This window comes from Limosilactobacillus albertensis, assembly GCF_014145555.1.
Taxonomy (GTDB): domain Bacteria; phylum Bacillota; class Bacilli; order Lactobacillales; family Lactobacillaceae; genus Limosilactobacillus; species Limosilactobacillus albertensis.
Map to the genome: position 1 here is coordinate 155,031 of NZ_JACIVD010000066.1, position 14,632 is coordinate 169,662.

Annotated in this window: 10 protein-coding genes; 2 read left to right on the forward strand and 8 right to left on the reverse strand. The window is 35.6% G+C overall.

The window, feature by feature from the left end; translation table 11 throughout:
- Positions 1-73 precede the first annotated feature (73 nt).
- Positions 74-1,582 carry a xylulokinase gene (gene xylB / locus H5S41_RS08365; RefSeq protein ID WP_182602952.1) on the reverse strand — a complete coding sequence of 503 codons (1,509 nt, stop codon included), beginning with the start codon at positions 1,580-1,582 and terminating at the stop codon, positions 74-76.
- 123 nt (positions 1,583-1,705) lie between these two features.
- Positions 1,706-3,055: a xylose isomerase gene (gene xylA / locus H5S41_RS08370; RefSeq protein WP_182602953.1), complete on the reverse strand. Its 1,350-nt coding sequence runs from the start codon at positions 3,053-3,055 to the stop codon at positions 1,706-1,708.
- Between the two features lie 275 nt (positions 3,056-3,330).
- On the opposite strand from xylA, the gene H5S41_RS08375 reads away from it, so the two are divergent.
- A complete protein-coding gene (locus tag H5S41_RS08375; protein ID WP_182597774.1) occupies positions 3,331-4,359 on the forward strand; it encodes an Rpn family recombination-promoting nuclease/putative transposase in 1,029 nt (342 codons plus the stop codon).
- A gap of 86 nt (positions 4,360-4,445) precedes the next feature.
- Here H5S41_RS08375 and H5S41_RS08380 read toward each other — a convergent pair whose 3' ends face one another.
- The 6 genes from H5S41_RS08380 to H5S41_RS08405 all read right to left on the reverse strand — a co-directional run bounded on the left by H5S41_RS08380 (position 4,446) and on the right by H5S41_RS08405 (position 13,569).
- Positions 4,446-5,891, reverse strand: a complete 1,446-nt coding sequence (locus H5S41_RS08380; protein WP_220483270.1) for a GH39 family glycosyl hydrolase — start codon at positions 5,889-5,891, stop codon at positions 4,446-4,448.
- Between the two features lie 66 nt (positions 5,892-5,957).
- Positions 5,958-7,595: a glycoside hydrolase family 43 protein gene (locus tag H5S41_RS08385; RefSeq protein ID WP_182602954.1), complete on the reverse strand. Its 1,638-nt coding sequence runs from the start codon at positions 7,593-7,595 to the stop codon at positions 5,958-5,960.
- A complete protein-coding gene (locus tag H5S41_RS08390; protein ID WP_182602955.1) occupies positions 7,585-9,138 on the reverse strand; it encodes an MFS transporter in 1,554 nt (517 codons plus the stop codon). The genes H5S41_RS08385 and H5S41_RS08390 overlap by 11 nt, the downstream gene beginning before the upstream one ends.
- 30 nt (positions 9,139-9,168) lie before the next feature.
- Positions 9,169-11,067: a sialate O-acetylesterase gene (locus H5S41_RS08395; protein ID WP_182602956.1), complete on the reverse strand. Its 1,899-nt coding sequence runs from the start codon at positions 11,065-11,067 to the stop codon at positions 9,169-9,171.
- 30 nt (positions 11,068-11,097) lie between these two features.
- Positions 11,098-13,125 (reverse strand): alpha-glucuronidase, encoded by a 2,028-nt coding sequence (locus tag H5S41_RS08400; RefSeq protein ID WP_182602957.1) that lies wholly within the window; start codon positions 13,123-13,125, stop codon positions 11,098-11,100.
- 183 nt (positions 13,126-13,308) lie between these two features.
- Positions 13,309-13,569, reverse strand: coding sequence for a helix-turn-helix domain-containing protein (locus H5S41_RS08405; RefSeq protein ID WP_310740917.1), 261 nt, complete (start codon positions 13,567-13,569; stop codon positions 13,309-13,311).
- 75 nt (positions 13,570-13,644) lie between these two features.
- On the opposite strand from H5S41_RS08405, the gene H5S41_RS08410 reads away from it, so the two are divergent.
- Positions 13,645-14,613 carry an IS30 family transposase gene (locus H5S41_RS08410; protein WP_085720378.1) on the forward strand — a complete coding sequence of 323 codons (969 nt, stop codon included), beginning with the start codon at positions 13,645-13,647 and terminating at the stop codon, positions 14,611-14,613.
- Positions 14,614-14,632 lie beyond the last annotated feature (19 nt).

The window sequence follows — 14,632 nt, forward strand, 5'->3', positions numbered from 1 at the left end:
AAACAAAAATAGACCTCTAGAGTTCGGCTTTACCGGACTTTAGAGGTCAACTTATATAATAGTCAAATTTTCCCTAATCCCAACTATTTCGCAGTTTCATTATCTGATGACTAAGGTCTTTTGTTTGGTCATAAATTTGATGATAAATTTTGTACAATTCATCATACTTCTTTACTGTTTCAGGTTGCGGTTCATATTCCTTGCCAAAATGGACAAACTTCTTTGCACAATCCTGTAATGAATTAAACCAGCCAAGACCAACAGCAGCAAGCATAGCAGCACCTAAGCCAGGACCTTGTTCATTAGTCAGGGATACTACTTTTTTATTAAAGATGTCTGCTTGTAGTTGCAGCCAGAAGTCACTCTTAGCTCCTCCCCCGATAGCAACAACCGTATCAAAGTCCTGACCATGCTGATCATAGATATTCAAAATATCACAGAAGCTAAAGGTTATTCCTTCAATTACAGCACGAACAAAATCATACTTATTCTGCATACTGTCAACGCCAATAAAGCTCCCACGAATATCCGCATCGGCATATGGCGTCCGTTCGCCAACTATATACGGTGTAAAGATTAATCCATTTGTCCCAAGCGGTCGTTTAGCGGCCCTATTTACCATTTCCGTAAAGTCTTCATTCTTAGCAAAAGTATGTTTAAACCAATTCAGAGAATGGCCTGCAGCAAGTGTGACTCCCATAGAATAATAAGTATTAGGAATAGCATGACATTCATACTGTAATGCACCATGATAGTCAACATTAGCATCCGGTTCGTACTTCAAAATTACCCCTGATGTTCCAATACTGCTCATCACCATATTAGGTTTCAGGATCCCTGCTCCCACGGCTCCGCAAGCATTGTCACCACCACCGCCAAAGGCCTTAGTAGTTGTCTTAAGTCCTGAAAACATTGCATACGAATCCGTAATCGTCCCTGCCTCGTCGATTGACCGAATTAAAGGCGGGCACATTGATTCTGGAATATCAAACGTATCACAAATTTCCTTACTCCACGCATTCTGTTTAATATCAAATAAAACCGTCCCCGTTGCATCCGAGTAATCAATTGCTTGTTTACCAGTCATTACATAGCGAACATAGTCTTTAGGCAAAAGAAAGTTCTTTGCCTTCGCCCAGATTTCAGGTTCATTTTCTTTTACCCATAATAGCTTAGGCAATGTAAATCCTTCCAAAGCGCGATTACCAGTAATCTCGATGAATCTATCGCCCATTTTTTCCTTTATTTCTTCACACTGCTTAGTGGTACGAGTATCGTTCCATAACATTGCTGGGCGTAATACTTGTCCGTCCGCATCCAATAAAACTAACCCGTGCATTTGTCCAGAGAAAGATATTCCCTTGATTTCTTCAGCCTTAATCCCATCTCTTAAAATTAGACGGTCAATCGCAATTGTTGTCCCGTATAACCAATCACGAGGATCTTGTTCACTATAACCGGGGTGTGGCTGATGAAGATCATAGCCATAACTTTGCTGGGCAATAATTTTTCCATCATGGTCCATTGCCGAAACTTTTACAGCGCTTGTTCCCAGATCGACGCCGATTACATACTCATTCATTTCTTTCATTCCCTTCCGTTAGTAAAAGGGTCGGGGCAAAGTTGATTGCCTCGGCCCTTTTATTATAACTTTTTACCGTATTGAGTGAGCGCTTGTCATGTGTGGATTGATAGGTAATGTTAATTATTTAGCAAGCGTTTCAATAATGTAATGGTTAATTGTATCTTTGATTTCTTCAAGGTGGTCAGAGTGAGTAGCAGCAATTAATTCGCTTTGTGGCGTATCAATAACCTTTTCTTCAAGACTAGCAAAGTTTTCGTTGCCATCTTCAATGCTCTTACCTAGGCCTTCATCCCATGTAGCGTAACGTTCCTTAATAATATCATCTAAGAAACCGTCTTCCTTCATTGCAGCAGCAACGCGGAGACCCGCAGCAAAGCTATCCATCCCAACAATATGACCATAGAAGAGATCCTTTGGTGTAAATGAAGTCCGCCGTGGTTTGGCATCGAAGTTCAACCCACCACGAGGTCCGATACTGCCATTTTCAACAACTTCCCACATAGCTGCTGTAGTTTCATATAAGTTTGATGGGTATTCATCAATATCCCAACCAATTAACTTATCACCCTGGTTAGCATCAAGTGAACCTAATAATCCAGCTTCACGAGCAACCCGAATTTCGTGTTGGTAAGTGTGACCAGCTAAGTTAGCATGGTTTCCTTCAAGGTTAAGTTTGAAGTCTTTATCAAGGCCGTACTCACGCATAAAGTTGATTGTTGTTGCAGCATCAAAGTCATATTGGTGAGTAGTTGGTTCCTTTGGCTTTGGTTCAAGAAGCATCTGAGCATCAAAGCCGATTTCATTAGCGTAGTCCTTAGCCATGTGGAAGAACTTAGCAATGTGTGATTGCTCACGCTTCATATCAGTGTTCCAAAGTGATTCGTAACCTTCACGACCGCCCCAGAATACATAATTTTCAGAACCTACCCGCTTACCGATTTCAAGACTGTGCTTTAATTGAGCAGCCGCATAAGCATAAATTTCAGCTGATGGAGCAGTACCCGCACCTTCTAAGAAACGTGGATTTGTAAAGAGGTTTGATGTGTTCCATAGAACCTTCATACCAGTTGCTTTTTGATATTCAACAATCTTATCAACAACCTTATCCAGATTCTTGTTAGTTTCACGAAGCGTATCACCTTCTGGAGCAAGATCCCGGTCATGGAAACAAAGGAAGTTAACACCTAACTTGTTGTAGAATTCAAAAGCATAGTCAACCTTAGCTAAAGCGCAATCCATTGGGTCACTGTACTTGTCATATGGCCGTTGGGCGGTTCCATCACCAAACGGGTCAACTAAGCGCTGATCAAACGTGTGCCAATATGCAACAGCAAAACGGAGCCAATCTTGCATTTTCTTTCCTAAAATAACTTCTTCTGGATTATAGTACTGGTAGAACAATCCAGACTTAATATCCTTATGTGGTCCCTCGTATTCAATCTTATTAATATCTTTCCATAAATCAGCCATGTTTACGGCCTCCCATTCATTTAGTTTGTATAAACAACTAACTTACAATTCTTAATATATACCCTTTGAATTGTTTTGTAAACCCTTTCTTAAATTTTATATAAAAAGATCAATTTATATAGGACACATTGTTTAGAATTACTATTAAGTTTTTTGTAGTTAGTATACTAAGTAAACAATTAAATCAAAAAGTGTAAAAGATGATTTTTTACGTATATATAAGTTAGTGGGGCTGGAAAAGAGTCTTCTAAAAATTAATGAGGAGCCGTGAAATAATGGACAAAATTATATTGCGTAAAAAGTGGGAAGATGCCGATTTAACAGACGATTATATCTTTAGCAAGGTGATGATTGATCATGATATTTGTTTAGAAGTGCTGCGACGAATCTTACCACAGCTGGAGATTAAGGGGATTGAATTTCCAAATGCCCAGCAGGAGATTTCTTTTGCCCCGGATGCTCATTCAATTCGTTTTGATATTTACACAACAGACGAAAATAACAATCACTATGATATTGAAATGCAGGTCGCCAGGGCGGACAACTTGGCGAAGCGGATTCGCTACTATCAGACCGCTAGCACGATGGAATCCTACAATAAAGGTGAACCTTATGATAATGTTGATGATTCCTATGTCATTTTCTTCTGCAATTTTGATCCGTTTGGGTTTAATCGCCAGCAGTATATATTAAAAAAACAGATTACCGGAATGACTGACAAAGTTATTGATGATGGTGAGACCGATATTTTATTTGACATTCGATCTAAGCGGCACGATGTGAGTCCAAAGATGCAAAATTTCTTGGACATGATTGCCCAACGTAATGTTGAATCCACTGATGAGCTTGTCGTAAAATTAAAGAAAAGAATGAAGTACGTTAAGCACAATCGGAAATGGAGGGCGGAGTATATGCGACTCTCATTGTACGAAATGGATCAAAAACGGCACGAAGAAGAGATAAAGAAAAAGGCTGAAGAACTTAGGAAACAAGAGTCGGAGCTTAAGAAACAAACTGCTGAAATTAAGAAACAGACTACTGAGATTAAGAAACGAGATGCCGAGATTAAGAGGCAAAGTATTAAGCTTAAGAAAAAAGCTGAAAACATTACGAAAATAGCTGAAGAAGTTGAAAAGACAGAACAGCAAATCAAAGAGTCTATTAATACTGAACGTGAAAAGGGAATTAAAAATTTAATTAATTCTCTTCAACATTTAAACATTGATTCAGTAACTATTGCTAAAGAAATACAAACACAATATAGGTTAACCGACACTGAGATTAAAAAGTATTTAAAAGATTAAGCATAATATAAAAATACCATGTGGCACTTAAATTCAAGTGCTACATGGTATTTTGTCACTACTATAGATACAATTTTTATTCCCTGTTAAATTAATTTTGAATAACTATAACCAGTGTCCTGGCTTCCACATATCTTTTTCATCTTAAAGTATTCAACCGAATCTGGACATACTTTGATTTTTGCATTTTTCAAATTAGATACCATTTTCGCTGTTATTTCAGGAACTGCAGAATCCTTTAATACTTTTACTTCTTCTTTTGTCAATGACGCAGGCTCTCCTAACCCATGCCATATTAATAGTGGATTACCATGCTTTTCATCAACTTTTTCCAGTACTAAACTGTATTTACCATTAACTTGTGGAATGGAAACATTAATATCTTGACCATAGCCTTCTTCATTTTTATAATTCCAAATGATTCCGGTATACTCACCGTCTCCGTTTTTAGTAATAATCCAATTATCAGTTTTTTCAACAAGATATTGATATAGTTGATTATAGAAATAGAATGTCCAATATGTGGGTTTGCAAATACTATGCTCAGCCAGTAAACCAAAGCCACCATAAAAATTAGTAAATGGTATTCCTTTTTCTTCAAAAACATCGCCAAAAGTCCAATATGAATATAATTCAGAAGTATCACCTAATTTAGATAGCATATCAGCAGTATAAGCGGCATTATGAACTGTATCATGAAGTGGTGCATCAGGACTATAAGATGTATTAAATTCAGTAATATACATTGGTAAATTTTTATACTTAGATCTATCAATTATCTTACGTGATTTTTCTAACTCTTTTAGTGAATCTTTCAATTTCCTTAGATTAGGATATCGATAGTGTCCTTCTGTTGGTACTACATTTACTGTATAAAAGTGACGAGTTACAAAGTCGATGTCAAGTTTTTCACTCTCACAAAAGCTAATGAAATCTTGTAGCCATTCTTCATCTTTAACCCCACATATTGCAGGTCCTCCGACCTTAAGGTACTTATTTACCTTTTTTATCGCATTAAAGGTTTCTTCAAAAAAATTAAAGTACGCTTGTTTGTCTGCATTTTTCCAGAAGTTAGTCAAATTGGGTTCATTCCATATTTCTATCGGCCATTCTAATACATCATTACCATACCTTTTCAACAAATGCTTCAATGTATTTTGAACCAATTTAACCCATTCGTTGTTATTCTTTGGTGGTGTTATGTTTCCCTTCCAATAAAATACGGTTTCTTTACCTGAAGCTAACTTTTTTGGCATGAAATCTAGTTCAAGAAAGGGTTTTATGTTTAATGTTTTAAAAGAATCCATTATTTGATCTAAGTAATTAAAATTATATTCAATAATATACTTACCATTTTCTTCTCTTTCTTGATAAATTCCGATATCGTCTGAAAACAAGCCATGTCCTCTTATATACTCAAAGCCAATGGTTCGTTGAATATACCTTAATTCATTAATATATTCTCTTCTTAAAGCAAGGCTTAGTCTGCCTGTACCAATGCATCGAAACGCATTATTTATAAACTCGCTCATAAAATTCATCCCCTTGTATAAAATACACCCTACCCATACTGGATAAGGTGTATTTTTAATCACACTCTACAGCAAATTTTCATCTAATTCTTTATAATCAAAATAATCAAATTCTGCTGGAAGTTCAAAGCCAGTGCAATCAACAGATGCTAACCCTACCATTGCTCCTGTAAAAAATCCGCCCGACGTTTGCATAACATAGTCATCCGACAAAATGGCTGCATCTAAATCAATAGATATCCTATTCCAATCTTTTCCATCAAACGAATACATGTAGTAGTAATAATCCTTTCTAATACATGTCTTTAACCATACTTCTTTAATCTCATTAGGAATTTCAACAGCATTATCCTTTAAGAATGAAGTGTATATATTATTGTTATTTTGCGCCACTTCAATAACCTTATGTTTAGTTACTTCATTATAGGTAATAAATACCCATGAATAATGTTTATCATTATAGAAATTGACTAATCCTGCCATCTGCTGATAACTGTATGGCTCATATTTAATCTTTGTGGTTGCATCAAAATTAAATGCTTGCCATCTAGATGCTAACAATGAAACATCGAACAGCGACGAAAGTGATTGATTTCCTTTTAGCACTAGTTTTTTATTTTTTATATATCCTAATTTTTTAGTAAATGGCTGACGTAAAGTTTGCCAATCACTGTCTAATTTTGACGATAAAAATTCATCGTGTCTTGAATTATTTGGCTTACTAGTTAAAGATTTTTTGTCAGCTTGTGGACCTGGAACACTAATAAGTCCCCCATGTCCCCCAACAACTCTAGGCCATCCATCTGAATCCCACTCTACTTTCTGAATAGAAGTTTCTCTTCCTAAAGTACACCATCCCCGAGGGTCCCAAGCAGACTCATTTTTATGGTGCCATGGACGACTACAGAGTGACGCATAATACCATTCACCATCAAGTGTATTTACTAGTGAACCATGCCCCTGCTTTTGAAGCTCAAAGTCGGGCGTATCGAAGTTCGTAATAAAAGGCCCATCTGGTTCCGTTATAAACGTACCTAATACTAAACTTTTGGATCGAGCTACAATTTCTTGATGAGACCAGCTAGTTCCTCCCTGCGCTGCAAATAAGTAATAATAGCCATTTATTTTATACACATGCGGGCCTTCAAGAACTTTTACATCAGTTCCCCTATATATAACTTTTCTTGTTTGTGGCAACAATCGTTGAGATAAGGGGTCGAACTCCGTCAATGTTATTCCATTGAATGTATTCTTATATTCACGTTGATCCCATGTCTGTTGAACCAAGTACTTTTTCCCATCAGTATCATGAAATAAAGAGGCGTCAAATCCTGTTGCATCTAATTTTATTGGCTTTGACCATGGCCCTTCAATATTATTTGCTGTTGTTAAATAGTTAATACAGTCTTTAAAAGGACCATTCACAGTTTTTACGTCAGAAAATACTAGCCAAAATTTCCCATCAGCATATGATAAATCAGGCGCCCATACTCCTCCAGATGAAGGATCACCAGTCATATCGATTAATTTTTTACTATTTAAAATCGGAGGTAACATCTTCCAGTGAACCAGATCTTTAGATGAATGTAATCTAACTCCTGGAAACCATTCAAATGTTGAGTTCGCAATATAATACATGTCACCTACACGAAGTATACTAGGATCGGGATTGAAGCCTCGTAAAACAGGGTTTTTAATTTTCATTGCTTGTTTCCTTCTTTTCTACCTTATTGTTTGAAACTGGCCATAAATCGGAATACTTTTCACCAGTAAGGTTCTCACATACTGCCTTGGCTTTCGGTGAAACATTTGCTTTCTTTCCACCAGCTTTTAATCGCTCTATTTCATCAATCAACACTTTATGAGTCTTAGCGTCAAGATTAAATGTTACCGCAATAGCCATTGCAAGAAGTGTTAAAATTCCTGTACCAAAAATCAAAGTATATACAACTGCATGAGTTGCCTGTAGCGATTGCACTGCCGCACCACTCTTAAATCCATTTGCAGAAAGTACCCAGCCTAAAAATACTGCTGCTAATCCTGAAGTTAATTTACGGATAAATGACATCATTGCTGCAAATTCACCTTCCCGACGTTTTCCAGTCATAATTTCATCAACATCAGGAATAAATGGAAAGACATTCCAAGGAATTGAATAGGCACCACCCTTAAAGAATAAGTAAATTGTAGAAACAATAATTAACGCAATGATTAATGTATTATGAGTTAAGTTCATAAGATACATAATGTAGTATGCTGCTAAGCCAGCAATTACTAATCCAAAATAAAGTACATAGCATTTTTTAGCACCTAATCGTGTAAATAACCAATAGTTTACTGGCGTTAAAGGTAGTCCAATAATACCTAAGGAAAGTAGATAAGATGCTGTTGAAGTTGATAACCCATAACCAAACACAATAAAGTAAATAAAAGCTCCTGAGAATAAATCTTGCGCAGTAACTCCCAATAAGTATAAATACATATGTTGCCGAAATGCCTTTACCTTGAGAGTTGATAAATATGACTTCAAAGCAGTCCAGAAAAATTGCGCTAAATTTTGATGAGCCTCACTCGGATCTGCAGTTGCCTTAATCTCATTTAAAGGCCGCTCCCATGTAAATTTCCAAGTAATTAAACAAGCAATTGAGAAAAGCACAGCAAATGTAACACCTGTCGCTGTATAAGCATATGGATTATGCTGCCCTAATAATTGAATATAGAATCCACCAACTAAAGTAACAACTGATGTGATTGCACCAGAGAAAAACATTCGAGTTGTTGACATTTTTGAACGCGAATTGAAGTCTGTAGTCATTTCAGAGGGTAATGTTTCATAAGGAATCAAGACCATGGTAACTACTACCTCTACTAAACAATAAACAATTAAATAATACCAATATCCACCACCAGGTATCCAAAGTAGGGTATAGGTAATTAAAATTAGTGGAGAACCTATTAAGATAAAAAAGTGACGCCGACCAAATTTAGCACCGAGCTTCGTTCTCCAAAATGTATCTGATAATCTTCCCATAATAATAGATGTAATTGAATCTACGGCCTTAGCTAGTCCTATAATCGATCCAGCTTCTAATGCTGATAAATTACAAAATGTCGTAAAGAAGAACATTAAATATGCACCAACTAGAGCACCATATCCGCCACCCATCATATCAGTACACCCAAAAGCAATTGACGTTCCCATACCAACTTTTCGTCCACTAGACTGTCCGTTTTTTATCTCATTCATTATTTTTTCACTCCGTCCTTATAAAAGCGCTTACATTTCTTCTAAAACGTGTGTCAGAACACTTGGAATATGATAGTAATTATTAATTTTTAGTTTAAACGGTGCGGCACAATTCCTATCAGTATCAAATAAGTTGGGATGAGCAGTATTTTCTTGTGCATAACTAATAACTGCATCATCTTTAATCTTTATATCTTCAGGAATTTTTACTACTATATTTTCATCATTAACTTGAAACTTGTTTAAAGTATACAGAGTTCCACATTGTGATAATTTAAATATTAATCTTTCATCTATTACTAATTTCCTACCAAATGTATTGAATTTAATAACTACTCCATCGTTATTTAAATATGCTTGATCAGCTATTGGTCCTGATGCACATCCATGCGTCCACTTTTTGATTCTCTCACTTAATTCAAAAAGTTTTTTTGCAACTACTTTCTTATTTAAGGGATGTAAGTCGTTATCTTCACCATCACCAATAGTTACTGCCATTCCTGTATTATCCAAAATCAATGCCTTTTCCTGTTCGCTTCTTAATCTTCCCCAATTATGGTTTGGTTCAATGCCACAGTTTGGTAACTGAACAAATAAAAAGGGTAGGTTGACATTGCTAAATATTTTTCTCCATTCTTGAATCAGCTTGATAAATACTTTCCCATAATTTACAGGCTCATGAGTATCACTTTCTCCTTGGTACCATATAATTCCATTAAATGAAAAATTTCTTAGCGGATAAATCATGCCATTAAAAAGTCCTGAAGGTAGGTATTGCGGAAAAAAACATTGTTTGCGACTAGGCATTGAACATCCTCTCTTTGCAAACCAATTACATTTATTCAAATCTAGAATATTATTATTAATTTGAATATAACGATTCTTTCCTTTTCTAAATCCACCTATTTTTTGATCTATTTTTAAACGAATGGTTATTTCAACTTTTCGTTTAATTTTTCCAATTTTATAATGGCGAGGTGGATACTGATAACTAACTTCTCCTATCTTTTTTCCATTAACAAAAGTTTCATCAGCATCAATCAAAGTTCCTAAATGTAAGATAGCATCTTGATTAACCATATTTTCAGGAACCTCAATAGTTGTTTTTAGCCATACAACACCTGAAGTTTTAAATTTCTCAGGAAAATCCTTATTAATATCAATACTTTGCCAAGTAGAATCTATCGAATTTTTAGCCCAACTACCTTTCAGTCCATAATCAAACATATTTCTATCATCTTCATATTGATCTTGGTAAGTATTACTTTCCTTAACAAAATGATTAACTAAATCTTGATTTTTTAGCGTATCATAATCATGTGGCATTTCACCTATAGTCTTGAGTACTTCCTCACTTACCCAAGATCTAATTGATGTTCCTCCTACTGCTGTTTGAACAATTCCAATTGGTACATTGGAATACTTTCGCAAATATTTTGCAAAAAAATATCCAATACCTGATACATTTAATAAATTATTTTTTATTGCGTCAAACCACTTTCCTTCATAAATGTCAGTCATTGGTTCATTAAATTGATAATGTTCTGGAACTTTGAAGTAATGAATTAACTTGTCTTTAGCTTTACTGAGTTCTTTTGGATACTTTTCCAACAAACGATTAAACATTAATTGCATGTTAGACTGTCCTGCCAGTAGCCATACATCTCCAAAATATACTTTTTTAATAACGACCTTTTCATTTAACGATGTAATAATTAGTTCAAAAGGGCCTCCTGCTTCATGAGCCGGTAAGTCTAATTTAAATTTTCCGTTAGCATCACATATTGTAGATAATACTTTATCTTCAAATTTTATAGTCACTAATGCGTTCCTCTTAAAGTTTCCCCACAATGTATTGATTTTGTTTCTTTGTAATATAGCCCCATCACTAAGTAATGATGAAAGTTTTAACCTTGGACTCTCCTCCATTTTTTGTTTCTTCTTTCTAACTAAATACTTTTAAGAATATATCTTTCTTCCCAAACTATCTTTTACTCCCGACATTCGATAGAAATAAGTATTAACTTGATCGCGCCACTCCAATGCGTTTTTAAGCTGTTCATTTAAACAGACTTGTACGGTATCATAAATAGATTCTTCAATATCATGCTTTAAGCAATTCCATTGTTTTACATACTTTTTCACATTCTCATAGCCTCTAAAGTGCAGGTCATAAATCGTTTGAATTAAAGTCTTATTATTAGGGAGAATAAAATCGTAGTTTAAATGATGGAAAAATAGCATTACATCCATCGGCGTTGTATCTGGATTTTCAAATTTATTTGCTAACTTCTTAGAATACATACTTACAAAACCTGAACCAGTTTTTATCGTCCGATCTACACCAACACCATTACGATCTGCAAAATGATAGGTTCCCCATCGATCATACTCATAGCCATTAACAGATGGTCCATAGTGGTAATGAGGAACTACCATAAATCCCACACCTAATGGAGCACAATAATCTGCATATGTTTTATTAGATGTAATCATTATTGAATAAATCTTATCTTTTGACTCCTTCTTTATCGACGGAAACATTTGTATTATCCATTCTTTAAGAATTTCTTCAGCAGATAGTTGATTATCCCAGCAAAGCCGGCCATATCCATATAAATTAGATTGGGCTAATGGATTTCCAGTCCAATGTTCACTCATTCCAACATTCCCTACAGCTGCAATTCCAACATTATTTGAATCTACTGCTGTTTCTCTTAGTATTGCTCCCGCTTTTGGATCAGGCAGATCTTCATACTCAGTATTAAAATTAATCATCTTGCACCATTGTGGAAGAACATAATTAATATCAATTTGATGCCCTAAATATTCTGCTGTTATTTCAAATTCCATCATTTGATTTGTATTTCTCAGTTTTCCAAATAATGGTTGTAAAGGTTCAGCAGTTTGAAAATCAATAGGCCCAAATTTCATCTGCAAAATAACATTACTTGAAAATTTTCCATCCAATGACGCGAAATTTTCAAATGCTGCTTTTGCCCGATCGTTTTTCCTATTACGCCAATCTTGGTGCGAATTATAAACGAATGCCCGCCAAATAATTAATCCGTCAAAAGGCTTTATAGCATCCGCCAACATATTAGCTCCTTGTGCATGATCACAGCCATATTGATACGGTCCTGGTTCTCCTTCACTATCTGCTTTAACAACAAAGCCCCCAAAATCAGGAATATACGAATAGATATTCTTACAAATATCCCGCCAAAATTTTTTGACTTTATCATCAAGCGGATTTGAAGTCTCTAATCCGCCAATTAACTTAGGGGCTGCCCAATTTATTGATAAGAAAAGCTTAATACCAAATTTCCGAAAAATATCAGCGATTTCTTGAACACCATTTAGATATTTATTTGTTATTAATTCAATCCCCTGTCCTCTAACATTTACATTATTTATTGAAATTGAATTAATCCCAACTGAAGCTAACATACGTGCGTAATATACTAATCTCTTAGTATCATGTCTGAAGATATCACCATTTATAAGTTTTACATTAAAATTGCCTTTGTCTGGATTATCTAGCTTGTTAAAATTTCCAAAGAAAATTGAAGCTCCTGAATATCCACGTTCAATACTACCGTCTGTCTGGTCCCAATGATTGATCATTCTTAAGCTTTGAGAAGGTGTATGAATTCCAGTTTTTAATTTCCCAGTTAACTTCATTCGAATCAAAGAGTAAAAGCCATACAAAAGAGCTTTACTGTTATTTCCAATAATAATTATTTGTCCATTCTTTTCCTGCACATCAAACGATTCATCATTATCATATTTATTATTCTCCTCTATCAGAACAATACTTGCATTTTCTTTATCAAATGTTACAGGTAACTTTAGCCACTCAACAATTTCGGTATAAAGTTGCTTTTTTACTACATCATTTCCTGCTATTCGGTTAGGCAATAGTGTAAATACATCGTTTTTTAATTGCTCACGTATTCTATTATTGTTAAGCCATGCACTATCCAATTAGTCCACCCCTTTTATAGTTATTAAGTAATAATCTTTAAAGTTAGTTGTTTAAACTGATAAAGCTTAGTCAATCTTCATCCGCATTTTTATTGTATCCGTTTTCACAAAAAGCAAAAAGATCATAAACTGACAATTATTTGTCAATTTATGATCTCATCTATAATGAACATTTATTAAATTCTATTCAAAATACCCTGTCTGATTTTTTGAATAAACTGTACGTTTGTGCAAAACTTGTTTTCTATACTCACTTGGTGAATATCCCGACCATTTTTTAAACTGTTTACTAAAAATCGAAATATTTGCAGCTCCAGTCATATATGCAATCTCCTCAATTGAGTTTCCTGAATATTCAAGGAGTCTTTGTGCTTTTCGATACTTTTCCTTATCAATAAACCTTAATGGCGTTATTCCATAAACTTTCTTCGCCGTTTGTAAAATTAAGTTAGAAAAATAAAAAAGCCATTTGTGATAGACTTTTGAATAACCACAAACAAAAGTAAAGGAACATCACAAATGACTTATAAACATCTTACCACACGTGAACTAACCCTCATAGCTAATTTTTGGCACCAAGGTACGAAGGCTTATCAAGCTGCTAAACTGCTTAAACGAAGCCAAGAAACTATTTACCGAGTCTATCGATTTCTTGATAGCGGTAAGACCATTGCACAGTATCTTAAGGCTTACCAACGGAATAAGCAGCGTTGTGGTCGTAAGCAGGCTCAGCTAGCCAAGGATGAGATCAGCTACATCAATGAGCAGGTTAAAGCGGGCTGGACACCTGATACGATCATTGGTCGAGCAGAACGGACAATTAGCTGTAGTATGCGGACACTTTATCGGATGTTTGCTCGTGGACAGTACAATTTTGCCGTCCAGCAATTACCGATGAAAGGCAAGCGACACCCCAATGGCTATGTCGAACGACGTGGTAAGGCGGGGCATCTCGGTCGGAGTATTTACCAGCGATACCATGATTTTCCTCACTACCAACACGAGTTTGGTCACTTTGAAGCTGATACTGTTCAAGGAAAAGCTCATCGTGGTGCGGTCATGACCTTGGTGGAACGTCAATCTAAGGTGATGATTGTGCTTAACGTTCATCGTAAAACTGATGAAGCAGTTAACTATCACTTGGATAAATGGCTTTCTAAAATACCTCGTCATTTCGTTAAGTCGATTACCTTTGATAATGGTAAGGAATTCGCGGGCTGGCGTGAGATTGCCAATAAACATGATCTTCATACTTATTTTGCGGAGGTTGGAGCGCCCAATCAACGCGGCCTGAATGAAAACAATAATGGTATCTTACGTCGTGACGGTCTCAGTAAACGATTAGACTTCCGTAATTTACCAGATGAACTAATCACCCAGCTGATGCACAAACGAAATACTATTCCACGGAAGTCACTTCACTACCGCACACCACTTGAAGTATTCCTAAGTCACGTCACAGATGAACAGCTTTCAACATTTTTCTAATTTAAATTGACATTTCGGG

Excerpts from the sequence above, each read along its gene's own strand:
- xylB (WP_182602952.1), bottom strand. The coding sequence starts at position 1,582 with ATGAATGAGTATGTAATCGGCGTCGATCTGGGAACAAGCGCTGTAAAA.
- xylA (WP_182602953.1), bottom strand. The coding sequence starts at position 3,055 with ATGGCTGATTTATGGAAAGATATTAATAAGATTGAATACGAGGGACCA.
- H5S41_RS08375 (WP_182597774.1), top strand. The coding sequence starts at position 3,331 with ATGGACAAAATTATATTGCGTAAAAAGTGGGAAGATGCCGATTTAACA.
- H5S41_RS08380 (WP_220483270.1), bottom strand. The coding sequence starts at position 5,891 with ATGAGCGAGTTTATAAATAATGCGTTTCGATGCATTGGTACAGGCAGA.
- H5S41_RS08385 (WP_182602954.1), bottom strand. The coding sequence starts at position 7,595 with ATGAAAATTAAAAACCCTGTTTTACGAGGCTTCAATCCCGATCCTAGT.
- H5S41_RS08390 (WP_182602955.1), bottom strand. The coding sequence starts at position 9,138 with ATGAATGAGATAAAAAACGGACAGTCTAGTGGACGAAAAGTTGGTATG.
- H5S41_RS08395 (WP_182602956.1), bottom strand. The coding sequence starts at position 11,067 with ATGGAGGAGAGTCCAAGGTTAAAACTTTCATCATTACTTAGTGATGGG.
- H5S41_RS08410 (WP_085720378.1), top strand. The coding sequence starts at position 13,645 with ATGACTTATAAACATCTTACCACACGTGAACTAACCCTCATAGCTAAT.